A 21257-nucleotide genomic window follows, 5' to 3' on the forward strand; every position below is an offset into this window, starting at 1 on the left:
TTCGACACGACTGAACTGGGGAATCACGGCAGGTTGTCTCGCACGAAGATGTCGATGCGGATACGTTCCTGTTCGTTCAACAGCGGCTCGCCGGCGCAGTGCGCCAGCAGCACCCGGGCGGCCGAGCGCGACTGGTGCCCGGCATCCTGGTTGATCACCGCGTCCATCACCCCCCGCAGCAGGAAGCGCCGCGTGTCGTCGGTCAGGTCGTGGCCGATGAAGATCAGGTCGTCGGCGCGGTTGGCGGCCGAGATCGCCGCCGCGATGCCGCGATTGCCCGCGCCGGCATTGTAGAGGCCCACGAGATCAGGCGCGTCGCGCAGCATCCGGGCGACGATGGCCTCGGTCCGCTCGTCCTCGTCGAGGCTTTCCTCCACCGGCAGCACCTTCAGCGCCGGATATTCGCCCGCCAGCACCTGGGTGAAGCCGAACTGGCGCTCGGCATGGTCGCGCAGCGCCGGCGTGCCGACGATCAGCCCCACCGTGCCTCGCCGTCCCCCGGCGAAGCGCCCGAGCAGCGTCGCGGCGGTGCGGCCGGCGGCGATGTTGTCGATGCCGACGTAATGGAGACGGTGCGAGGACGGCACGTCCGAAACCAGCGTGACCACCGCCACCCCGGCGGAGGTCAGGTCGTCGATCGCCGCCCGCACCCGTGGATGGTCGAGCGCCACCACGGCGATGCCGTCATAATGACCGACCAGCCCCTCCAGCGCCGAAGCCAGCGTCTCGGGCGCGAACACGTCGACACGCAGCGTGTCGATATAGGCGTTGTTGGCGGCCAGCCAGCTCGCGGTGTTCGACACCTGCTCGGCCAGCAGCCGCATGAAGACGTTGGTGCCGACCGGCAGCACGAAGCAGAAACGGTAGGTCTCTCCCCGCGCGAGACGCGCCGCCGCGAGGTTCGGACGGTAGCCGAGCCGCGCCACCGCATCGCGCACGCGCTCCGCCGTCACGCCGCGCACGCCGGCCCGGCCGTTGAGCACGCGGTCGGCCGTCGCCAGCGAAACGCCGGCCTCGCGGGCCACGTCTTGCAGGGTTATGCGCGAAACACCTCTGGACATGTCGCCATGTTGCCCTCAAAATCTGAGGTACGCAACTCATCGCGCGCCGTCGTCCACTAGACCAAGTAAGGAAGGCGCCGGGGCTCGCGATTTGGTAGGTTCACGTCGATCACCCCGCAGGACGAGGTGTCCGGAATGACGTCGGCCCTCGATAGGCCGATCAAGAATATGACGAAATTCGACCCGCTTGAGGTTCGAACGTCAAGCAGACCGCGGCATGCATGCCCCCCGCGACATTCTCGCGGGAAGGCGGCCAAGCCGGGCGGCACTCGGGAATCGCACCCATTTGGGAGGAAAGCATGAAGCTGAAACTGATGATCACGGCCGCCGCCTTTGCCACGCTCGTGGCGGCCGGCGCCGCGCGTGCCCAGGACGTCGTGGTCGGCGTGAGCTGGTCCAACTTCCAGGAAGAGCGCTGGAAGACCGACGAGGCGGCGATCAAGAAGGCGCTGGAAGCCGCCGGCGCCAAGTACATCTCCGCCGATGCCCAGTCCTCGGCGGCCAAGCAGCTCTCGGACGTCGAGGCGCTGATCGCTCAGGGCGCCAACGCCCTCATCATCCTGGCGCAGGATTCCGACGCCATCGCCCCCGCCATCACCAAGGCGCAGAACGAGGGCATCCCGGTGGTCGGCTATGACCGGCTGATCGAGAACCCCTACGCCTACTACATCACCTTCGACAACAAGGAGGTCGGTCGCCTCCAGGCCGCCGAGGTGCTGAAGCTCAAGCCGAAGGGCAACTACATCTTCATCAAGGGCTCGGCCTCCGATCCGAACGCCGACTTCCTGTTCTCCGGCCAGATGGAAGTGCTCAAGCCCTCCATCGACAAGGGCGACATCAAGAATGTCGGCGAGGCCTATACCGACAGCTGGCTGCCGGCCAACGCCCAGCGCAACACCGAGCAATTCCTGACCGCCACCAACAACAAGGTCGACGCCGTCGTCGCCTCCAACGACGGCACCGCGGGCGGCGCCGTGGCCGCGCTCGCCGCGCAGGGCCTCGCCGGCTCCGTGCCGGTCTCCGGCCAGGACGCCGACTTCGCGGCGCTGAACCGCGTGGCGCTCGGCACCCAGACCGTGTCGGTGTGGAAGGATTCGCGCGAGCTCGGCAAGCACGCGGCGGAGATCGCCCTCACCCTCGCCAAGGGCACCGATCCCAAGGCCGTGCCGGGTACCACCAGCTTCACCGGCGGCCCGAAGGGCGTGCCGATGAACTCCACCTTCCTGAAGCCCGTCCCGATCACCAAGGACAATCTCGACGTGATCATCGAGGCCGGCTGGGTGCCGAAGGCCACCGTCTGCCAGGGCGTGAAGCCCGGTACGGTGAAGGCCTGCAACTGATCCGGGCGTGACAACCGCGGCGGGGCCCGAACCCCGCCGTCCGCCCCACGGGGCGCCCGCGCTGGCTCGCGCGGGTTCAGGAGGACGCACATGAGCGACACCACCACGGCCAGCACGCCCGTTCCGTCATCCAGGCCGCAGGGGTCGCCGGCAGCGGCGCCGACCTCCCTTGTCGGCGCGCTGGAGATCGACGTGCGCTTCCTCGGCATGATCGGCGCCCTCGCCGTCATCTGGGTCGTCTTCGATTTCCTAGCCGACGGCACGTTCCTGACGCCGCGCAATCTCTGGAACCTGTCGGTCCAGAGTTCGTCCATCGCCGTCATGTCCACCGGCATGGTGCTGGTGATCGTGATGCGGCACATCGACCTGTCGGTCGGCTCGATCCTCGGCGTCACCGGCATGATCATGGCCGTGTTCCAGGCGAGCTACCTGATGCCGGCCTTCGGCTTCAACCATCCCGCCGTGATGGTGCTCACCCTCGCCGCCGGCATCGCCATCGGCGCGGCCATCGGCGCGCTGCACGGCTTCGTCATCGCCTATCTCGGCGTGCCCGCCTTCATCGTCACGCTGGGCGGCCTGCTGGTCTGGCGCGGCGCCGCCTGGGCCGTCGCCCAGGGCAAGACCATCCCGCTCGTCGACGACAACTTCAAGCTGCTCGGCGGCGGTGCCGACGGCTCGATCGGCGCCACCTGGAGCTGGATCGTCGCCGCCGTCGCCTGCGCCGCCATCGCCTTCGCGGCCGTGCAGGCGCGCCGCCAGCGCCAGCGCTTCCATTTCCCGCTGAAGCCCGTCTGGGCCGAGATCGTGCTGGTCGGCGCCGGCTGCCTGGCCGTGATCGCCGCCACGCTGGTGGTCAATGCCTACACCTTGCCCCCGGTGCTCGCCCGCCGCTACGCCGAGGCCGCCGGCCTCACCGTCCCGCCGGAGGGCATCACCATCAGCTTCGGCTATGCGGTGCCCGTGCTCGTCGCGCTGGCGGTCGGCATCGTCATGACCTTCGTGGCCACCCGCACCCGCTTCGGCCGCTACGTCTTCGCCATCGGCGGCAATCCGGAGGCGGCCGAGCTCGCCGGCATCAACACCAAGCGCGTCACCATGGCGGTGTTCGCGCTGATGGGCGCGCTCGCCGCCATCGGCGCCGCCATCTCCACCGCCCGCCTCAACTCGGCGACCAACGCGCAGGGCACGCTGGACGAGCTCTACGTCATCGCCGCGGCGGTCATCGGCGGCACCTCGCTCGCCGGCGGCGCCGGCACCATCGCCGGCGCCATGCTCGGCGCGCTGGTGATGCAGAGCCTCCAGTCCGGCATGGTGCTGATGCGCGTCGACACGCCCTATCAGAACATCGTCGTCGGCATCGTGCTGGTGTTCGCCGTGTGGATCGACACCGTCTACCGCAAGCGGTTCAAGTGAGGAGCGCGGCCACATGAACACCGCCACCAACGCCCCCGCCCAGACCGCCTCCGCCACGGCTTTGCCGCCCGGCGCCTCGCACATCGCCGGCACGCCGCTGGTCGAGATGCGCGACATCTGCATCGCCTTCGGCGGCATCCACGCCGTCGATCATGTCAGCGTCGACCTGATGCCCGGCGAGGTCGTCGCCCTGCTCGGCCACAACGGCGCCGGCAAGTCGACGCTGATCAAGATCCTCGCCGGCGCCTACAAGGCCGACACCGGCGATATCCGCATCAACGGCGATGCGGCCAGCATCGCCAATCCGCGCGACGCCAAGCGCTACGGCATCGAGACGATCTACCAGACACTCGCCCTCGCCGATAACGTCGACGCCGCCGCCAACCTCTTCCTCGGCCGCGAGCTGCTCACCGCCTGGGGCACGCTCGACGACGTGGCCATGGAGGCGGCGACGCGCGAGGTGATGGGCCGGCTCAACCCGAACTTCCGCAAGTTCAAGGAGCCGGTGCGCGGCCTTTCCGGCGGCCAGCGCCAGTCGGTCGCCATCGCCCGCGCCATCCACTTCAACGCCAAGATCCTGATCATGGACGAGCCCACCGCCGCGCTCGGCCCGCAGGAGACGGCGCAGGTGGCCGAGCTGATCAAGCAGCTCAAGGCCGAAGGCATCGGCATCTTCCTCATCAGCCACGACATCCACGACGTCTTCGACCTCGCGGACCGGGTGAGCGTGATGAAGAACGGCAAGCTGGTCGGCACCGCCCGCACCTCCGACGTCACTAAGGACGAGGTGCTCGGCATGATCATCCTCGGCAAGAGCCCGCCCGGCGCGGTGCCCGGCCCCGGCGCCTCCCTCGACTAGCTCCGCCGGACGCCCACCAGCGGCGCCGTGCCGCTGTTCCTCCCCTCCCTCGCCTGTGCTAGATCGCGGGCGAGGGAGCGAGCTTTCCGATGCAGCCCGAACACAGGCACCCCGGCGGCAGGACGTCCGCCACGACGCTGCGCCAGATGGCGCTGGCGCTCGCGGTCGCCTATCTCGTCGTGCTGCAGACGCTGCTCGGCGGCCTCGCCAGCGGCGCCCATGCCGCGAGCGGCGTCGCGCTGGACGCCTTCGGGCAGGTGCTCTGCGTCGGCGCGCATAACGCCCCTTCCTCGCCGGACGAGCCGGCCCACCACACCCCCGACTGCTGCACCACCGGCTGCCAGATGTCGGCCGGCGCCGGCCTGCCGCCGCCCGCTTCCATCAGCCTCGCCGCCCCGTCCGCGGCGGTCCTGCTGCGCAAGGTGGTGCCGCGCAGCGCCGCCGTCGCCCTCGGCGTCGAGCGCTCGCCCCGGCACACCCGCGCCCCTCCCCTCGCCTGACCTCGACCCTTCCAATCCGTCGAATGTCAGTCGAACCGCCGGCCGCGCACAGAGCCCGCCGGCAAAGGGAGTGCTCCCATGATCCGCTTCATGCTGAACCGCGTGCTGCGCCACACCGAGGACCGCATCGGCTTCCTCACCCTCGCCGCCGCCCTCGCCCTCTTCGCCATGCAGCCCGTCGCGGCGCACGAGTTCAAGCTCGGCGAGCTTGAGATCGGCCATCCCTGGGCGCGCATGACGCCCACCGGCGCCAAGGTCGGCGGCGGCTATCTCACCGTCGAGAACGACGGCAAGGAGGCCGACCGCCTCGTCGCCGCCACCGCCGAGGTCGCCGAGCGCGTGGAAATCCACGAGATGAGCGTCAAGGACGGCGTCATGAACATGCGCATGCTCGCCGACGGGCTGGAGATTCCGGCCGGCGGCGAGGTCAAGCTGGCGCCGGGCGGCTACCACCTCATGATGATGGGGCTCAAGCAGCCGCTGAAGCAGGGCGAATCCTTCAAGGGCACACTCACCTTCGCCAAGGCGGGCACGGTGAACGTCGAGTTCAAGGTCGAAGGCATGGGCGGCCCGCAGGGCGCCCAGCCCGCCGGGCACGACGGCCATAGCGGCCACGCCACGCCGGCCAACTGACCCGTCCCGCCGCGCGAGGAGAGGCCGGCCGTCGCAGCTGACGGCCGGCAGCGCCGACGCGCGCCCATGTGCCCCTTATTTCCGGATCGTTCCGATGAACGCGACAGCCACGCGCGCCGCCCCGGCGCCCGCCGAGGCGGGAGACCGCTCGGCCAGCCTCTACCGCGCCGTCTGGCGCTGGCACTTCTATGCCGGCCTGATGGTACTGCCCTTCATGGTCCTGCTCACCGTCACCGGCGGGCTCTATCTCTTCCGCGACGAGATCGACGGCCTCTGGCACCGCGACCTCAAGCAGGTGGCGCTGCGCGAGAGCGCCGTCCGCCCGCCTTCCGCCTGGACCGAGGCGGCGCTCGCCGCGCGTCCCGGCACGGTGCTCAAGGTCATCATGCCGGCGACGCCGGAGACCTCCGCCGAGGTTGTCGTGAAGACCGCCGAGGGCGCCCGCCGCTCGGTCTATGTCGATCCCTACGATGCCCGCGTGCTCGGCGAGCTCGCCGACAGGGGCACCGTCATGTGGCTCGTCCGCCGGCTCCACAGCCTCGCCGAGTTCGGCCCCATCGCCAACGGCGTCATCGAGATCGTCGGCGGCTGGTCGATCCTGCTGGTCGGCACCGGCTTCTATCTCTGGTGGCCGCGCCGCCAGCGCGGGGGCGTCGTCACCGTGCGCGGCACGCCGGGCCGGCGCGTCTTCTGGCGCGACCTGCACGCCGTCACCGGCGCCTTCGCCGGCCTCGCCATCGGCTTCCTGTCGCTGTCCGGCATGCCGTGGTCGGTGCTGTGGGGCGCGAAGGTCAACGAATGGGCGAACAGCTCGAATTACGGCTATCCGGCTGGCCTCTACGTGAACGTGCCGATGTCGGACGAGCACCTCGCCCATGCCAACGGCCCGACCGCCTGGTCGCTGGAGCAGGCGAGGATGCCGGAATCGGGTCCGCCCGCCGGCGCGCCCGTCGGCATTGATGAGGCCGCGGCCACCTTCGAGCGGCTCGGCCTCGCGCCGGGCTACGCGCTCAGCCTGCCGGGCGGCCCGGCCGGCGTCTATTCCGCCGCCGTCTACCCGGACGACCTCGCGCGGCAGCGCGTCGTCCATCTCGACCAGTACAGCGGCAAGCCCCTGCTCGACATGAGCTATGCCGATTACGGCCCGGCCGCCAAGGCGATGGAATGGGGCATCAACGTGCATATGGGCCAGGAATACGGGCTGGCGAACCAGCTCTTCATGCTGGCCCTGTGCCTCGCCGTCATCCTCATGTCGGTCTCGGCCGGGGTGATGTGGTGGAAGCGCCGTCCCAGGGGCTCGCTCGGCATTCCACCGGCGCCGGCGGACGGCTCGGTGATGCGCGGCCTCATCACCCTCATGGCGGTCGTCGGGCTCATCTTCCCGCTGGTCGGCGCCTCGCTGCTGGTCATGGTGCTGCTCGACCTCGCCTTCGCCCGCCGCCGTCCCCGGATGAGGGCCGCCTGAGCGGGTTCCCGCCCCGCGCCTCTTCCCCTAACATCGCGTTCGTGGGAAGGGGCGCGCATGGCACCGCAGAACATTGAAGAAGCAGACGAAACGGCCGCACCCCGGCCGCGCGACGGGCTGTTCATCCGCGTCTATTTCGGCGACGGACGACACGTCGGGCCGGGCATGATCGAGCTGCTGGAGACCATCCGCGCCGAGCGCTCCATCCTGTCGGCCGCCCGCCGCATGGGCATGAGCTACCGGCGCGCCTGGCTGCTGGTGGACGAGATCGGCCGCAATTTCCGCGAGCCGGTGGTGGAGACCCATCCCGGACGACGCGGCCACGGCACCGACCTCACCCCCTTCGGCGAACGGCTGATCGAGCTCTATCGCGAGATCGAGCAGCACAGCGCCGCCGCCACCCGCTCGGCCGTCGAGGAGTTGCGCGCCGCCCTCTCGCCCGCCGGGAGGGCGCCGGAGACCACGCGGGAAAAAGCCGAGGGGTAGCGAGGAACCTTCGCCCCGCCGGCCGTGTTCTCGCAGGATGGAGGCCCCATGCAGACCATCATCCTCATCATCCTCGTCCTGCTGCTGCTCATCGCCACCGGCTTCATCAGCCATCGCGCCTATGGCGTGCGCGGCGCGCTGGCGGTGCTCGTCGTCGCGTTGATCGTCCTCGCCATCGTCGGCTTCATCAGCGACGAGGCCGCCGTCGGTCCCGGCGTCCCGCCGATCATCCAGCAGGATCCCTAAGGGGTCGCCGGGCCGCCGAAGTCCGGGCTGCGGCTGTCGACGGCAACGGTCTTGATCATCGCCCAGACCGGCATTCCCGGCCGCAGGCCGAGCCGCTCGACGCTCTCGCGCGTCACCATCGAGGCCAGCCGCCCCGGTCCGACGGCCAGCGCCACGTCGGCATAGGGCCCCTCCTGCAGGCGCACCTCCTCGACCGTCGCCGCCAGCAGGTTGGAGACCGAGACGTCCTGCGGCCGCGCCAGCGCGATGGCGACGTCGCGCGCCCGCACCCTCGCCCGCACCCGGGCGCCGACCGGCAGGTCCACCTGCGGCACGCGCAGCTCGCCGCCGGCAAAGGCGAGGCTGGAGAGCGCGTAATCGGCATCGTGCCGGCTCACCACGCATTCCAGCAGCGTGCCGACATCGAAGCGGCCGACCACCGGCAGGATCTCCGGCTGCGACATCACCTCGGCCACCGGCCCGGCCGCGACCTGCCGCCCGTCGCGCAGCGCCACAACCATGTCGGACAGGCGCAGCACCTCGTCGATGGAATGGCTGACATAGAGGATCGGCAGGCCCATCTCGTCGCGCAGCCGCTCCAGATAGGGCAGGATCTCCGCCTTGCGCGCCTCGTCGAGCGCCGCCAGCGGCTCATCCATCAGCAGCAGCCGCGGCTGGGCGAGCAGCGCCCGCCCGATGGCGACGCGCTGGCGCTCGCCGCCGGAAAGCGTGTGCGGCCGGCGCTTCAGCAGATGGCCGATGCCGAGCAGCTCGACCACCGCCTCGAAGCGGATCGGCCGCTCCGCCGCCCGGCTGCGCCGCTCGCCATAGCGCAGGTTGCTCTCCACCAGCAGGTGCGGAAACAGCCGCGCGTCCTGGAAGACGTAGCCGGTGCGGCGCGCCTCGATCGGCAGGTCGATGCCCCGCGCGGCGTCGAAGAAGACCTCGCCGCCCACGGCGATGCGCCCGGCGTCCGGCCGCACGACGCCCGCCACCGCCTGGATGATGGTCGTCTTGCCGGCGCCCGAACGCCCGAACAGCGCCGTGACGCCGGCGCCCGGCGCGGTGAAGGCGCTCTCCAGCGCGAAGCCGCCCGGACGGGCGAGGCGGATGTCGATCTCGATCATGCCCGTTCCCTCACACCCGCCCGATCAGGGTCCGGATGCGCCGGTCGACGAGGTTCGCCAGCAGCAGCGCGCCGAGCGCGAGGAGGATGGAGACGACGGTCAGCCGCAGCGCCATGGCGTCGCCGTCCGGCATGTGGGTGGCGCTGTAGATGGCGAGCGGGATGGTCCGCGTCTGCCCCTCGACATTGGAGACGAAGGTGATGGTGGCGCCGAACTCGCCCAGCGCCGAGGCGATGGCGAGCAGCGCGCCGGAGAGGATGCCCGGCAGCATCAGCGGCAGCGTCACCGAGAAGAAGACGTCGAGGCGCGAGGCGCCGAGCGTGCGCGCCGCCGTCTCCAGCCCCCGGTCCACCGCCTCCAGCGCCAGGCGGATGGCGTTCACGGTGAGCGGAAAGCTCACCACGGCCGCCGCCACCGTGGCGCCGGCCGTGGTGAAGATCAGCTTGATGCCGAACCAGGCGTCCAGATACTGCCCGATGAAGCCCCGCGCGCCGAGGGTCAGCAGCAGCAGATAGCCGACCACGACCTTCGGCAGCACGAGGGGGAGATAGACGAGGCCGTCGAGCAGCCCCTTGCCGGGAAAGCGCACGCGGGCCAGCACCCACGCCATCAGCACGGCGAAGGGCAGGCTCCAGAAGGTCGCCCAGAAGGCCACCTTCAGGCTGAGATAGACCGCGGTCCATTCCTCGGGCGTGAGCATATCCATCGCTTTGAAATCGAGCATCCTTCGAGGCCCGCGGCGCGAGCGCCTCAGGATGACGTGGTTCTCTGGCTCCGACAAACCTGCGTCATGCTGAGGTGCCGGCCGGAAGGCCGGCCTCGAAGCACGCACATGGCTCAAGCCGCTCGGCCTCCCAAAAGGAGGCCGTCACTTCACCACGAAGCCGTACTTTGCGTAGATCGCCTTGGCGTCCGGCCCGACGAGGAAATCGAAGAACGCCTTGGTCGCCGGGTTGTCCTGGCCCTTCACGATCTCGAACGGATATTCGACCGGCGGGTGGCTGTCGGCCGGGAAGGTCGCGACCACCTTCACGTTCTTGGCGACGGCGGCGTCCGTGGAATAGACGATGCCGGCGGTCGCCTCGCCGCGCTCGACCAGCGCCAGCGCCGCGCGCACGCTCTCCGCGCCGACGATGCGCTCGCGCACCTTGTCCCACTGCCCGAGATTGGTGAGCGCGGTCTTGGCGTAGATGCCGATCGGCACGCTGTCGGTGATGCCGGTGGCGATCTTGCCGTCGGCGCCGAGGAAGGCGAGCCAGTCGAAGGACTTGTCGATGGTCACGTCCTTCGCCTTGTCGGCCGGCATGATCAGCACGAGACTGTTCCCGATCGGGGTCACGCGGGTGGCCTTCAGCGTCAGGTTCTTGCCCTCGGCGTAGTCCATCCACTTGTTGTCGGCGGAAGCGAAGATCGCGGCGGGCGCGCCGGCCTCGAGCTGCTTGGCCAGCGCCGAGGAAGCGGCGAAGGAGAAGGTCACGTCCTTGGCCGTCTTCTCCTTGTAGAGCTTGCCGATGTCCTGGAAGGCGTTGGTCAGGCTCGCGGCGGCGAAGACGGTCGGCGTGGTCTCCTGCGCGCGCACCGCGGCGGGCACGAAGGGCGCGCCGGCAAGCGCCGCGAGGGCAAAGGCGGCCGCGGCGCGGCGGAGGAAATGGCGACGAAACAACATGGCGTGGCTCCCTGGATCGTATATCCGCCCATATACATGTATTCTTCCATATACATGATTGGCCGTGGGATACCAGCGTGGATGCGGCGCGCGGGGACGTCGGCACGGCTGCCTCGCGGGCCGCGCGTCGGCACGTGCATTCGCCCCGTGCCACGGGGTACGGGCCTGTCATCGGGGAATGTCGTGAGGCCGGGACGTCACCGTCCCGGAGGTCCGTCCGTCAGCCGGTCGGGCTCAGTCGATCATGCCGGTCTGTCGGGCCGTGTCGGCCGCCACCTGTTCGGCGGCCCCCACCAGGTCCCAGGCCGGAATGTCGCAATCCTTGCCGAAGGTGATCTGCGGGCCACGGCTGACCACGCGCCGGCCACAGCCGTCATCCACCACCGAGAACTCGTAGATATGGTGGGCGACGCGATGCATCACACGCACGGTGGAAGGCGAAAGCGTTACGACGTCGAAGTCGGCCTGCGGCATGTTCGTCCCCTCCCTTGCTGGCCTGCCGTAACGACAGGCGCGGCCGCTTTTCGCGGCTTCATCATGTGCCCCCCGGCGGCAAGACCGACGGATTTCGGAACTTTCGTCTAATCGGGGCGTTGGAACAACGGGAATCTGCACGAGGGGAACAGATTGCCGTTCTTGGGCGCGCGGGAGTGGAAAGGTTCCAGTTCGACATCGGTGCCGGCACCTGTTTCCGGCCCGTTGGCGCGTCCCCGTTCCCGCCCCTCAGACGCAACGGACCGGGGCACATCTCCTTCACATGCCGCCCTTGAGCCGAGCGCCAGCCGGAGATGCGCCTCATGAGCCGCACCACTGTCCTGATCATCGCCGCCATCGTCCTCATCCTCGCGGCCTATGCGGCCGTCCAGTATTCGGGACGAATGACGACCCAGACCACGGAAAATCCGACGCCGCCCGCCGCCTCGGAGCCCGCGACACCGCCGGCCGCCGCTCCCGACTCCTCGGCCACGACGCCGCCCTCCGCTCCGTCTCCGGCGCCCGAGACCACCACCCCGCCGGCCCCGGCCCCGGGCGGATCGCCCTCGACCACCCCTTCCACGCCGTAACCGCGTTCACCCCGCGCCGTGCGTCCCACCTGACGGGACGCGCGGCGCGGCTCTTCGGCGCCGCTCCCGCCATGCGAAGGGCGGAGCCGTTCTTCAGGAATGCAGGCCGCGTTCGCCCGCCATGGCGGCGAGCGCGGCCTGCGCGCGCGGGCTCGCCATCACCTCGGCCACCGGCCGGGCCAGCCGGCGCCGCCAGTTCGGCCGCTCGCGGTCGGTGCCCGGCAGGTTCACCGCCACCTCCTCCCCCGCCAGGTCGTCGAGCTGGGCCAGCGCCAGCATGGAGGGAGTGCGGGCGATATAGCCGTGCACGGCGGCGAGGAAGGCGTCGTCGAGCGGCGCATCCGCCGCCGGCAGCGCGGCGATGAGCCCCTCGCTCAGCAGCGCCGCGCCCAGCCGTTCGCGCTCGCGCGCCCGTTCCGCCAGCGCCCGCGCGTAGGACTGCTCGTCCTCCAGCCCAAGCGTCCGGCGCTCCTTCAGATCCGCCCCCTCCCACCAGCCGGCGAGCGTCGGCAGGTCGTGGGTCGACACGCACGCCGCCGCCAGCGCGGGATAGGCAGCCGGCGGCGCGAAGTCGTCGCCCTGCCGCTCGAACCACAGCACCCGGTAGGAAAGCATGCGCTCGGCGGCGAGCTGGTCGCGCATGCCGAAGGGCACGGTGCCGAGGTCCTCGCCCACGACCACGCATTTCGCCCGCGCGCTTTCCAGCGCCACCTGCCCGGCGAGGTCCTCGAAGGGCATGGCGAGATAGCTGCCCTCTGCCCCGCTCGCCCCATATGGAATGAGGAACAGCCGGCGCAGCCCCATCACATGGTCGATCCGCAGTGCCCCGGCATGGCGCATGTTCGCCGCGAGCAGCCGGCCGAAGCGCCTATAGCCGCCGCGCTGCAGGGCGAGCGGATCGAAGGGCGGCAGGTTCCAGTTCTGCCCCTCCGGGCCCAGCGGATCGGGCGGCGCGCCGATATTCACCCCCGGCATCAGCATGGCCGCTTCCGACCACGCCTCGGCCCCGTCCGGCGCCGTGCCCACCGCGAGGTCGCGGTAGAGCCCGAGCGAGAGCCCCGCCTCCCGCGCCTTGCCGGCCGCCGCCGCGAGCTGCCGGTCAGCCACCCATTGCTGCCACAGCGCGAAGCGCACCGGCTGCGGGTGCGCGCGGGCGAAGGCCTTCACCGCCAACCCGTCGGCATCGTCCAGCCCGTCCGGCCAGTCGCGCCAGTTCCGGCGCGGATGCGCGGCGGCGATGGCCTGATGGATGGCGAAGCGCTCCAGCAGCGCCCCGCCCTCGGCGACGAAGCGGTCGAAATCCGGGTTGGGCGCCGCCTCGAAGACCGCGAAGGCCGCGGCCAGCGCCGTCTCCTTCGCCGCCCAGACGCCGGAATAATCGACCGCGCCCCCGGTCGCGAAGCCGGCGAAGGGGCCCATCCCGGCGCCCAGCGCGGCGACGTCGATATAGATCGGATCGAGGAAGCGCCGGTCGGAGGGGGAATAGGGGCTCGCCCGCTCGCGGTCATCCGCAAAGAGCGCGTGCAGCGGGTTGAGGCCGAGCACATCCGCTCCCGCCTGTGCCGTCAGCACGCCCAGTTCCCCCAGCGCCGTGAAATCGCCGATGCCCTGGTCGTGCGTCCCCCGCCGCAGCGTGTAGAGATGGGTGCCGATGCCCGACAGCCTCCCGCCCGCCGCCAGTTCCGGCGGCAGGTAGCAGGCCGGCGGCGCGACGGTGAGCCGGCATTCGCTCTCTCCGAGGACGAGCGTGTGCCGCCCCGCCGGCAGCTCCGGCAGCTCGATCTCGCGGATCGCTGCCAGACGCCCGTCCGGCCGCTCCACCTCGCGGCGGAGGCCGTCCTCGGGCCGCACCGCCAGCTCCACCGTGCTCCCGTCCTCCAGACGCAGCGCGAGGTCGAGCCGGCGCGGTGCCTGCGCCGCCGTCCCCGCCAGCGTCAGCCGCCGGGAACCGCCGCTCCGCAGCACGCGGGCGAAAGGCACGTCGCGGCCGAAGCGCTGCCCGGAAAGCCGCGCGAGGCTGTCGCGCGCCTCCCCGTCGCCGCCGGCCGGCAGGCGCAGCGCGGCGAGGAGCGCGCGCTTGGTGTCGTCGCCCACCTCCCGGCGGGTGCCGTTCACCTCCCACCATTCCGCGTCGATGCCCGCCGCCGCCGCGAGCCGCTGCAACAGCGCGGGATCGCCGGCCCGGCGCGGCGCGTCGGGCGCCGCTTCCTCGACGAGGATGAGCGCGGAATGCGCGGCGAGCTCGAACGTCTCGCCGGTGCCGTCCGCCTCCGGCCGCGCGCTGTCGGCCGCCACCCGCCAGCGGAATCCCTCGCGCGAGGCCGGCGGCACCAGCGGCCGCGCCTCGGCGGAAGCGTTCAGCGCCACGCTCACGCGGTCCGCCGGCGCCTCGCCCTCGGCCGGGGCGTAGAAGACCGCCACCAGCGCCCGGTTTTCCGCCTCGTCCCACGGCACCGGCCCGCCATCGGGGGCGCGCCAGTCGACATCGGGAAAGCCGCTCGCGTCGACCGGCCGTCCGGTCAGCGGCGCCTCGCGCCGGAGCGCGGGATGGGCGAGGCGCAGCCGCACCAGCCGCGCGGTGAAGGCGGCGAGATTCTCATCCATGGCCGACCAGTCGAGCCAGGTCAGCGCGTTGTCCTGCGCATAGGCGTTGTTGTTGCCCCCCTGCGAGCGCCCGCACTCGTCGCCCATGGTGAGCATGGGCGTGCCGCGCGCCGCCAGCAGCGTCGCCAGCAGCGCCCGCATGTCGGCCCGCCGCGCCTCCTGCACGGCCGGATCGTCGCTCGGCCCCTCGACGCCGTGGTTCCAGCTCGCATTGGCGTCGGTGCCGTCGCGGTTGGCCTCGCCATTGGCCTCGTTGTGCTTTCCGTCGAAGGAAACGAGGTCGGCGAGCGTGAAGCCGTCATGGGCGGTGACGAAGTTGATGCCGCGCGAGAGCGGCCGCCGCCGCGCGGCGAAGATGTCCGCCGAGCCGGCGAGCCGCGTCGCCAGCTCCCCCACCCGCCCGGCATCGCCGCGCCAGAAATGCCGCGCCGCGTCGCGGAAACGGTCGTTCCACTCGCCCCATTCCGGCGGGAACCGCCCGACCTGATAGCCGCCCGGCCCCACGTCCCACGGCTCGGCGATCAGCGCCAGTTCGCGCAGCGCCGGGTCCTGCTGGAGCGCGGCGAGGAAGGGCGCCTCGGGGTCGAAGCCGTCGGCCCGCCGGCCCAGCGTCGCGGCAAGGTCGAAGCGGAAGCCGTCGAGCCCCAGCGCCGCCCAGCGCCGCAGCATGTCCATGCCGAGCCGCAGCACCGGCGCGCGTTCCAGCGCCAGCGTGTTGCCGGTGCCGGCATCGTTGACGAGGCGGCCGGCATCATCCTTCGCGTGCCGGTAATAGGTCGCGTTGTCGAGCCCGCGCAGGCTCACCGTCGGGCCGAATTCGTCGCTCTCGCCGCTGTGGTTCAGCACCACGTCGAGCACCACCTTGATGCCCGCCCCGTGCAGCGCCTCGATCGCCCGCGCCACCTCCTCGAAGCCGCCCGGTGCGAGGCGCGGGTCCGGCGCGCCGAACACGATCGGGTTGTAGCCCCAGTAGTTCGAGAGCCCCAGCGGCGGCAGGTGCCGCTCGTCGATCCACGCCATGGCCGGCATCAGCTCGACCGTGGTGATGCCGAGCCGCGTCAGGTGCTCCAGCGCCGGCGCCTCGGCCAGCGCGGCGAAGGTGCCGCGCATGGCGAGCGGCAGCCCCTCATGGCGCCGGGTGAAGCCGCGCACATGCAGCTCGTAGAACACCTCGGCGCCCCAGCGGAACGGCGACGCCCGCCGCGGCGCCGGCTCGCCCGCCGCGACGATGGCTTTCGGCACCGCCGCCGCGCTGTCCACCTCGTCCCGCTCCGCCCCCTTGGCGCGGGCGTCGAACAGGCTCGGATCGAGCCGGAACGGGCGGTCGAGCCGGCTGGCATAGGGGTCCACCAGCAGCTTGCAGGGGTTGAAGCGGTGCCCCCTCTCCGGCGCCCACGGCCCCGCCGCCCGCAGGCCGTAGCGCGCGCCGGCCGGCACGCCCGCAATATGGCCGTGGAACACGTCGCCGGTGCGGTCCGGCAGCGCGATACGGGCGATCTCGGCGTTACCCGCCGCGTCGAAGAGGCAGAATTCGATCCGCTCCGCATGGGCGGAGAACACCGCGACATTGACGCCCGTCGCGTCCGCCGTGACGCCGAGCGGCTCGGGCCGGCCGGTCGAGACGCGCCAGTCGCTCACCCCGTCCGCTCCGCCGCGAGCTGGCGGAACAGCGTGTCATACTGCTTGGCCGCGCGCTCCCAGGAGACGTCCGTGGTCATGGCGTTGCGCTGCAGCTTCTTCCACAGCGCCTTGTCCTGCCACAGCCCGGCGACGCGCTTGAGCGCGAGCTGGAGCGCCGGCGCGGTGACGGGCGAGAACTGCACCCCCGTGCCGACGCCGGAGGTACGGGCCATCTCGTTCACGTCGATCACCGTGTCGGCGAGCCCGCCGACGCGCGCCACCAGCGGCAGCGCCCCGTAGCGCAGCGCCGAAAGCTGGGTGAGGCCGCAGGGCTCGAAGCGCGAGGGCACGATGAGCACGTCCGATCCCGCCTGGATGCGGTGCGCCACCGCCTCGTCATAGCCGAGCCGCACGCCGATCCGGCCGGGATGGCTGCGCGCCGCGCCGGCGAAGCGCCCGGCGAGGTCCGCGTCGCCGGAGCCCAGCAGCACGAGCTGCGCGCCGAGATCGAGCAGCGTGCCGAGGCTGTCGGCCAGCAGGTCCAGCCCCTTCTGCCAGGACAGCCGGCTCACCACGCCGAACAGCAGCGCGCCGGGGTCCGGGTCGAGGCCGAAATCGACCTTCAGCGCCACCTTGTTGGCGGCCCGCGCCTTCAGCGTCTTCACGTCGAAGGGGGCGGCGATCAGCGCGTCGGCGGCCGGGTTCCAGGTCTCGTCGTCGAGCCCGTTGAGAATGCCGGAGACCACGTGGCTGCGCGCCTGCAGCAGGCCGTCGAGCCCCATGCCGCCCTCCGGCAGCAGGATTTCCCCGGCATAGCCGGGCGAGACGGTGGTGATGCGGTCGGCGAGCTGGAGGCCCGCCTTCAGGTAGCCGACCATGCCGTAATATTCGATGCCGTCGATCGCGAAGGCATTCGCCGGCAGGCCCAGCATCGTCGCCACATGGGCGGGAAACTGGCCCTGGAAGGCGATGTTGTGGATCGTCATCACCGTTCCCGGCCGCCGCGTGCCGGAATAGTGGAGATAGGCCGGCGCGAGGCCCGCCTGCCAGTCATGGGCGTGCACCACGTCCGGCACGAATCCCGGCACCAGCCCGAGGCCGAGGCCGGAGGCCACGACGCCGAGCGCGGCGAAGCGCTGGGCGTTGTCCGGCCAGTCGATCCCGTTCGGCCCGACATAGGGCCCGCCGGGGCGGTCATAGAAATGCGGCGCGTCGATGACGAAGAGGTCGAGCCCGCCCGCCCGGCCGGCGATGAGCTGCGCCGGCCCGCCGAACAGGTGGTCGAAGCGGTGCACGCTCTCGCCCTTGCCGAGCGCCGCCTTCACCGCGGGATAGCCGGGGATCAGCGTGCGCATCTCGACGCCGTGCGGCGCCAGCGCCGCCGGCAGCGCCCCGGCGACATCCGCCAGCCCGCCGGTCTTCACCAGCGGGAAAATCTCCGAAACGACCGAAAGAACCTTCAAGGAAGACACGCCCCGATCCCGAGCCCAGACAACAAGCACCTGCACGTTCCGCGCCAGGCGGGCGACTCGCGCAAACTGCCCAACATCCTGAACCTAAGCCGCTTTCTTGTCGCCCGGATGATCCGTCCCGGAGATGCGGAAGGCGGCGAACGCTAGGCTGGCAGCCGGTCGATCATCGCCTGGGTGATGAGGCAGATACCCTTCTCCGTCCGGCGGAAACGCCGGGCATCGAGTTCCGGGTCCTCACCGACGACGAGCCCCTCGGGAATGCGCACATGGGAATCGATCACCACGTTCTTCAGCCGCGCCGAGCGGCCGATCTCGACATAGGGCAGGATGACGCCGTTCTCGATCGAACCGTAGGAATTGATCCGCACCCCCGTGAACAGCAGCGCCCGGCGCAGCGAGGAGCCGGAGATGATGCAGCCGCCCGACACCAGCGAGGAGATCGCCTGCCCGCGCCGGCCCTCGTCGTCGTGCACGAACTTCGCCGGCGGGGTGATCTCGGCATAGGTCCAGATCGGCCAGTCGCGGTCATAGAGATCGAGTTCGGGCACCACGCCGGTGAGGTCGATATTCGCCTCCCAATAGGCGTCGACCGTCCCCACGTCGCGCCAGTAGGGCGCCGTCTCCTGGTCGGAGCGCACGCAGGAGCGCGAGAAGTGGTGCGCCACCGCCTTCCCGTGCTTGACGAGGTAGGGAATGATGTCCTTGCCGAAATCATGCGTCGAGAGCGGGTCGGCGGCGTCGCGGCGCAGCTGGTCGATCAGGAACTTGGTCTCGAACACATAAATGCCCATCGAGGCCAGCGCCTTGTCCGGCTTGCCGGGCATCGGCGGCGGGTCCTTCGGCTTCTCCAGGAAGGAGATGATGTTGTCCTGCGCGTCGACATGCATGACGCCGAAAGCACTCGCCTCCGCGCGCGGCACCTCCAGGCAGCCCACCGTCACGTCGGCCCCCTGGTCGACGTGCTGCTGGAGCATGATCTCGTAGTCCTGCTTGTAGATGTGGTCCCCGGCCAGGATGATGATGTGGCGGGTGTCGTAGGCCTCGATGATGTCGAGGTTCTGGTACACCGCGTCCGCCGTGCCGAGGTACCACATGGTCTCGGAGACGCGCTGGCTGGCGGGCAGGACGTCGAAGCTCTCGTTGCGCTCGTGGCGAAGGAAGTTCCAGCCGCGCTGGAGGTGGCGGATCAGGCTGTGGGCCTGGTACTGCGTGGCCACGCCGATGCGGCGGATGCCGGAATTGATGGCGTTGGAGAGCGCGAAGTCGATGATGCGCGACTTGCCGCCGAAATAGACGGCGGGCTTGGCACGGCGGTCCGTCAGCTCCATCAGGCGACTGCCGCGGCCACCGGCGAGGACATAGGCCATGGCCGAGCGGGCCAATGGAGCATTCTGGATCGTCGGCCTTGCCATTTGGCGTTGTCTCCCTGAGGTCCTATTGCCGCGACGTCGCCCCGCCCTGCGGCGTCGGCGCGTCCGGTTCCCACCTGAAGTAAAGCGTGGCGAGCGGCGGTAACACAATATGGGCGCTCGCCCGCTGCCCGTGCGCCGGCTCCTCGCCGGCCGTCACCGCGCCGAGATTGCCCATGCCGGAGCCGCCGTAGTTCTCCGCGTCCGTGTTCATGATCTCCCGCCACACGCCCGCATGGGGCAGGCCGAGCCGGTAGTGCTCGCGCGGCACCGGGGTCAGGTTGGAGACCATCGCCACCGGCGGCTCGCCATCCGGGCCGAGACGGAGCCAGGCGAACACCGACTGGTTCTTGTCGTCGACGACGATCCAGCGAAAGCCTTCGGGCTCGCAGTCCCGCGCGTGCAGGGAAACCTCGTCGCGGTACAGATGGTTCAGGTCGCGCACCAGAAGCTGCATGCCGCGATGGTGCGGGCCCATCTCGAGGAGGTGCCAGTCGAGCGAGCGCTCCTCGCTCCACTCCCGACGCTGGGCGAATTCCTGGCCCATGAACAGCAGCTTCTTGCCGGGATAGGCCCACATCATCGCGTAATAGGCGCGCTGGGTGGCGAAGCGCTGCCAGTCGTCCCCCGGCAGGCGGCTGAAGACCGTGCCCTTCCCGTGCACCACCTCGTCATGGGAGAGCGGCAGCACGAAGTTCTCCGAGAAGGCGTAGGTGATGCCGAAGGTGATCTTGTCGTGGTGCCAGGGGCGGTAGACCGATTCCGTCGACATGTAGTCGAGCGTGTCGTGCATCCAGCCCATGTTCCACTTGAAGCCGAAGCCGAGCCCGCCGGCATAGACGGGATGCGAGACACCGGCCCAGGAGGTGGATTCCTCGGCGATCACCACCGTGCCGGGATGCGCGGCATAGATGGTCTCGTTGGCGCGGCGCAGGAAGGCGACGGCATCCTTGTTGTCGTTGGAGCCGTCCGGGTTCGGCGCCCATTCGCCTTCCTTGCGCGAGTAGTTCAGGTAGAGCATCGAGGCCACCGCATCCACGCGCAGCCCGTCGATGTGGAAACGGTCGAGCCAGTACAGCGCGTTGGCGATCAGCATATTGGCGACTTCGCGCCGGCCGAAGTCGTAGATCGCCGTATTCCAGTCGGGATGAAATCCGCGCCGCGGGTCCGGATGCTCGTAGAGAGCGGTGCCGTCGAAATGCGCGAGGCCGTGGATGTCGGTCGGGAAATGCGCCGGCACCCAGTCGAGGATCACCGACAGCCCCGCCTGATGCGCCCGGTCGACGAAGCGCGCGAAGCCGGCCGGGTCGCCGAAGCGGCTGGTCGGCGCGAACAGGCCGATCGGCTGGTAGCCCCAGCTCTGGTCGAGCGGGTGCTCGGAGACCGGCAGCAGCTCGATATGGGTGAAGCCCATCCAGGCGGCATAGGGAACGAGCTGGTCGGCCAGCTCGTCATAGGTCAGGAAGCGGTTCCATTCGCCCCGCCGCCAGGAGCCGAGATGCACCTCGTAGGTCGCCATCGGCCGCCGGCGCGCCTCCCCGCTGTCGCGGGCGGCGACGTGCGCCTCGTCGTGCCAGACGAAATTGTCGGTGCGCGCCACCACCGAGCCGGTCGCCGGGCGCATCTCGCCGGCGAAGCCGAAGGGGTCGGCCTTCAGCGGCAGCAGGCGCCCGTCGGCGGCGACGATCTCGTATTTGTAGATCGTCCCCTCGCCCACCTCCGGCGCGAAGATCTCCCACAGCCCGCTGTCGACGCGCTTGCGCATCTGGTGCCGGCGACCGTCCCACTGGTTGAAGTCGCCCACCACGGAGACGCGCGAGGCGTTCGGCGCCCACACCGCGAAGCGCACGCCGACCACGCCCTCATGCTCGCAAGGATGCGCGCCGAGCCGCTCGTAGAGCTGGCGGTGCGTGCCCTCGACGAGGAGATAGTCGTCCATCGGCCCCAGCGCCGGGCCGAAGGAATAGGGATCGTGCAGCACCCATTCGCCGCCCTCGTTGCGGGCGCGCAGGCAATAGCGCGCCCAGGCGGGACGGCCGGGCACCAGCCCCTCGAAGAAGCCGGCATCGTGCCGGCGGCCCAGCTCGGCGATGACCGAGCCGTCGGCCTCGATGGCCTCCAGCGTGCCGGCATGGGGAACGAAGGCGCGGATGACGAGGCCGTCCGGGCTCTCATGCGGCCCGAGCAGGGCGAAAGGATCGTTGTGGCGGCCCCCAACGAGTGCGTCGACCTCCCGGTCGGGCGCCTGCCACGCGAACATCACGACCAATCCTTCCTGTGTCGGACCATCGGGTCCACGATAACGACGCAGGA

The 21257-nt window shown here is 70.6% G+C and carries 18 protein-coding genes; 9 read left to right on the forward strand and 9 right to left on the reverse strand.

Features of this window, described 5'->3' with window-relative positions:
- Positions 1-23: 23 nt before the first annotated feature.
- On the reverse strand, positions 24-1061 hold the full coding sequence (locus STARVERO_RS10515) for a LacI family DNA-binding transcriptional regulator (RefSeq protein WP_200837771.1): 1038 nt from the start codon (positions 1059-1061) through the stop codon (positions 24-26).
- Positions 1062-1360: 299 nt separating this feature from the next.
- On the opposite strand from STARVERO_RS10515, the gene xylF reads away from it, so the two are divergent.
- The 8 genes from xylF to STARVERO_RS10555 all read left to right on the forward strand — a co-directional run bounded on the left by xylF (position 1361) and on the right by STARVERO_RS10555 (position 8003).
- Positions 1361-2401 (forward strand): D-xylose ABC transporter substrate-binding protein, encoded by a 1041-nt coding sequence (gene xylF, locus STARVERO_RS10520; RefSeq protein ID WP_159598819.1) that lies wholly within the window; start codon positions 1361-1363, stop codon positions 2399-2401.
- A gap of 90 nt (positions 2402-2491) precedes the next feature.
- On the forward strand, positions 2492-3814 hold the full coding sequence (locus STARVERO_RS10525; RefSeq protein ID WP_159598820.1) for a sugar ABC transporter permease: 1323 nt from the start codon (positions 2492-2494) through the stop codon (positions 3812-3814).
- A 106-nt stretch (positions 3815-3920) separates the two neighbouring features.
- The gene (locus tag STARVERO_RS10530; protein ID WP_200837903.1) at positions 3921-4673 is read left to right on the forward strand and encodes an ATP-binding cassette domain-containing protein; all 753 of its coding nucleotides are present in this window, start codon (positions 3921-3923) and stop codon (positions 4671-4673) included.
- An 89-nt stretch (positions 4674-4762) separates the two neighbouring features.
- Positions 4763-5173 (forward strand): hypothetical protein, encoded by a 411-nt coding sequence (locus STARVERO_RS10535; RefSeq protein WP_159598822.1) that lies wholly within the window; start codon positions 4763-4765, stop codon positions 5171-5173.
- 78 nt (positions 5174-5251) lie between these two features.
- Positions 5252-5806 carry a copper chaperone PCu(A)C gene (locus STARVERO_RS10540; RefSeq protein ID WP_159598823.1) on the forward strand — a complete coding sequence of 185 codons (555 nt, stop codon included), beginning with the start codon at positions 5252-5254 and terminating at the stop codon, positions 5804-5806.
- Between the two features lie 94 nt (positions 5807-5900).
- Positions 5901-7271, forward strand: a complete 1371-nt coding sequence (locus tag STARVERO_RS10545) for a PepSY-associated TM helix domain-containing protein (RefSeq protein ID WP_159598824.1) — start codon at positions 5901-5903, stop codon at positions 7269-7271.
- 57 nt (positions 7272-7328) lie between these two features.
- Complete coding sequence (locus tag STARVERO_RS10550) at positions 7329-7757, forward strand: winged helix-turn-helix domain-containing protein (protein WP_159598825.1); 429 nt, start codon at positions 7329-7331, stop codon at positions 7755-7757.
- A gap of 48 nt (positions 7758-7805) precedes the next feature.
- Positions 7806-8003: a hypothetical protein gene (locus tag STARVERO_RS10555; RefSeq protein ID WP_159598826.1), complete on the forward strand. Its 198-nt coding sequence runs from the start codon at positions 7806-7808 to the stop codon at positions 8001-8003.
- On the opposite strand, the gene modC is transcribed toward STARVERO_RS10555, so the two are convergent.
- The 4 genes from modC to STARVERO_RS10575 form a co-directional block, all read right to left on the reverse strand.
- Positions 8000-9109, reverse strand: a complete 1110-nt coding sequence (gene modC, locus STARVERO_RS10560) for a molybdenum ABC transporter ATP-binding protein (RefSeq protein WP_144342180.1) — start codon at positions 9107-9109, stop codon at positions 8000-8002. The genes STARVERO_RS10555 and modC overlap by 4 nt on opposite strands.
- Before the next feature lie 10 nt (positions 9110-9119).
- On the reverse strand, positions 9120-9809 hold the full coding sequence (modB, locus tag STARVERO_RS10565; protein WP_144342794.1) for a molybdate ABC transporter permease subunit: 690 nt from the start codon (positions 9807-9809) through the stop codon (positions 9120-9122).
- A gap of 168 nt (positions 9810-9977) precedes the next feature.
- Positions 9978-10775, reverse strand: coding sequence for a molybdate ABC transporter substrate-binding protein (gene modA, locus STARVERO_RS10570; protein WP_159598827.1), 798 nt, complete (start codon positions 10773-10775; stop codon positions 9978-9980).
- A 234-nt stretch (positions 10776-11009) separates the two neighbouring features.
- Positions 11010-11249: a hypothetical protein gene (locus STARVERO_RS10575; protein ID WP_144342178.1), complete on the reverse strand. Its 240-nt coding sequence runs from the start codon at positions 11247-11249 to the stop codon at positions 11010-11012.
- A gap of 323 nt (positions 11250-11572) precedes the next feature.
- Between STARVERO_RS10575 and STARVERO_RS10580 the strand changes: the two genes are divergently transcribed.
- Positions 11573-11839, forward strand: a complete 267-nt coding sequence (locus STARVERO_RS10580; protein ID WP_159598828.1) for a hypothetical protein — start codon at positions 11573-11575, stop codon at positions 11837-11839.
- A 93-nt stretch (positions 11840-11932) separates the two neighbouring features.
- Here STARVERO_RS10580 and glgX read toward each other — a convergent pair whose 3' ends face one another.
- The 4 genes from glgX to glgB all read right to left on the reverse strand — a co-directional run bounded on the left by glgX (position 11933) and on the right by glgB (position 21204).
- On the reverse strand, positions 11933-16081 hold the full coding sequence (gene glgX, locus STARVERO_RS10585; RefSeq protein ID WP_159598829.1) for a glycogen debranching protein GlgX: 4149 nt from the start codon (positions 16079-16081) through the stop codon (positions 11933-11935).
- Positions 16078-17535, reverse strand: coding sequence for a glycogen synthase GlgA (gene glgA, locus STARVERO_RS10590; RefSeq protein WP_159598830.1), 1458 nt, complete (start codon positions 17533-17535; stop codon positions 16078-16080). Before glgA ends, glgX begins: the two co-directional genes overlap by 4 nt.
- Before the next feature lie 143 nt (positions 17536-17678).
- Positions 17679-18947: a glucose-1-phosphate adenylyltransferase gene (glgC, locus tag STARVERO_RS10595; RefSeq protein ID WP_144342175.1), complete on the reverse strand. Its 1269-nt coding sequence runs from the start codon at positions 18945-18947 to the stop codon at positions 17679-17681.
- 22 nt (positions 18948-18969) lie between these two features.
- Positions 18970-21204 (reverse strand): 1,4-alpha-glucan branching protein GlgB, encoded by a 2235-nt coding sequence (gene glgB, locus STARVERO_RS10600; protein ID WP_159598831.1) that lies wholly within the window; start codon positions 21202-21204, stop codon positions 18970-18972.
- Positions 21205-21257: the final 53 nt, after the last annotated feature.

Source organism: Starkeya nomas, assembly GCF_902703545.1.
Taxonomy (GTDB): Bacteria; Pseudomonadota; Alphaproteobacteria; order Rhizobiales; family Xanthobacteraceae; genus Ancylobacter; species Ancylobacter moscoviensis.

Excerpts from the sequence above, each read along its gene's own strand:
- glgC (WP_144342175.1), bottom strand. The coding sequence starts at position 18,947 with ATGGCAAGGCCGACGATCCAGAATGCTCCATTGGCCCGCTCGGCCATG.
- STARVERO_RS10515 (WP_200837771.1), bottom strand. The coding sequence starts at position 1,061 with ATGTCCAGAGGTGTTTCGCGCATAACCCTGCAAGACGTGGCCCGCGAG.
- glgB (WP_159598831.1), bottom strand. The coding sequence starts at position 21,204 with ATGTTCGCGTGGCAGGCGCCCGACCGGGAGGTCGACGCACTCGTTGGG.
- STARVERO_RS10545 (WP_159598824.1), top strand. The coding sequence starts at position 5,901 with ATGAACGCGACAGCCACGCGCGCCGCCCCGGCGCCCGCCGAGGCGGGA.
- modC (WP_144342180.1), bottom strand. The coding sequence starts at position 9,109 with ATGATCGAGATCGACATCCGCCTCGCCCGTCCGGGCGGCTTCGCGCTG.
- STARVERO_RS10575 (WP_144342178.1), bottom strand. The coding sequence starts at position 11,249 with ATGCCGCAGGCCGACTTCGACGTCGTAACGCTTTCGCCTTCCACCGTG.
- modA (WP_159598827.1), bottom strand. The coding sequence starts at position 10,775 with ATGTTGTTTCGTCGCCATTTCCTCCGCCGCGCCGCGGCCGCCTTTGCC.
- STARVERO_RS10540 (WP_159598823.1), top strand. The coding sequence starts at position 5,252 with ATGATCCGCTTCATGCTGAACCGCGTGCTGCGCCACACCGAGGACCGC.
- STARVERO_RS10535 (WP_159598822.1), top strand. The coding sequence starts at position 4,763 with ATGCAGCCCGAACACAGGCACCCCGGCGGCAGGACGTCCGCCACGACG.
- xylF (WP_159598819.1), top strand. The coding sequence starts at position 1,361 with ATGAAGCTGAAACTGATGATCACGGCCGCCGCCTTTGCCACGCTCGTG.
- STARVERO_RS10555 (WP_159598826.1), top strand. The coding sequence starts at position 7,806 with ATGCAGACCATCATCCTCATCATCCTCGTCCTGCTGCTGCTCATCGCC.
- STARVERO_RS10550 (WP_159598825.1), top strand. The coding sequence starts at position 7,329 with ATGGCACCGCAGAACATTGAAGAAGCAGACGAAACGGCCGCACCCCGG.
- STARVERO_RS10525 (WP_159598820.1), top strand. The coding sequence starts at position 2,492 with ATGAGCGACACCACCACGGCCAGCACGCCCGTTCCGTCATCCAGGCCG.
- STARVERO_RS10530 (WP_200837903.1), top strand. The coding sequence starts at position 3,921 with ATGCGCGACATCTGCATCGCCTTCGGCGGCATCCACGCCGTCGATCAT.
- modB (WP_144342794.1), bottom strand. The coding sequence starts at position 9,809 with ATGCTCACGCCCGAGGAATGGACCGCGGTCTATCTCAGCCTGAAGGTG.
- STARVERO_RS10580 (WP_159598828.1), top strand. The coding sequence starts at position 11,573 with ATGAGCCGCACCACTGTCCTGATCATCGCCGCCATCGTCCTCATCCTC.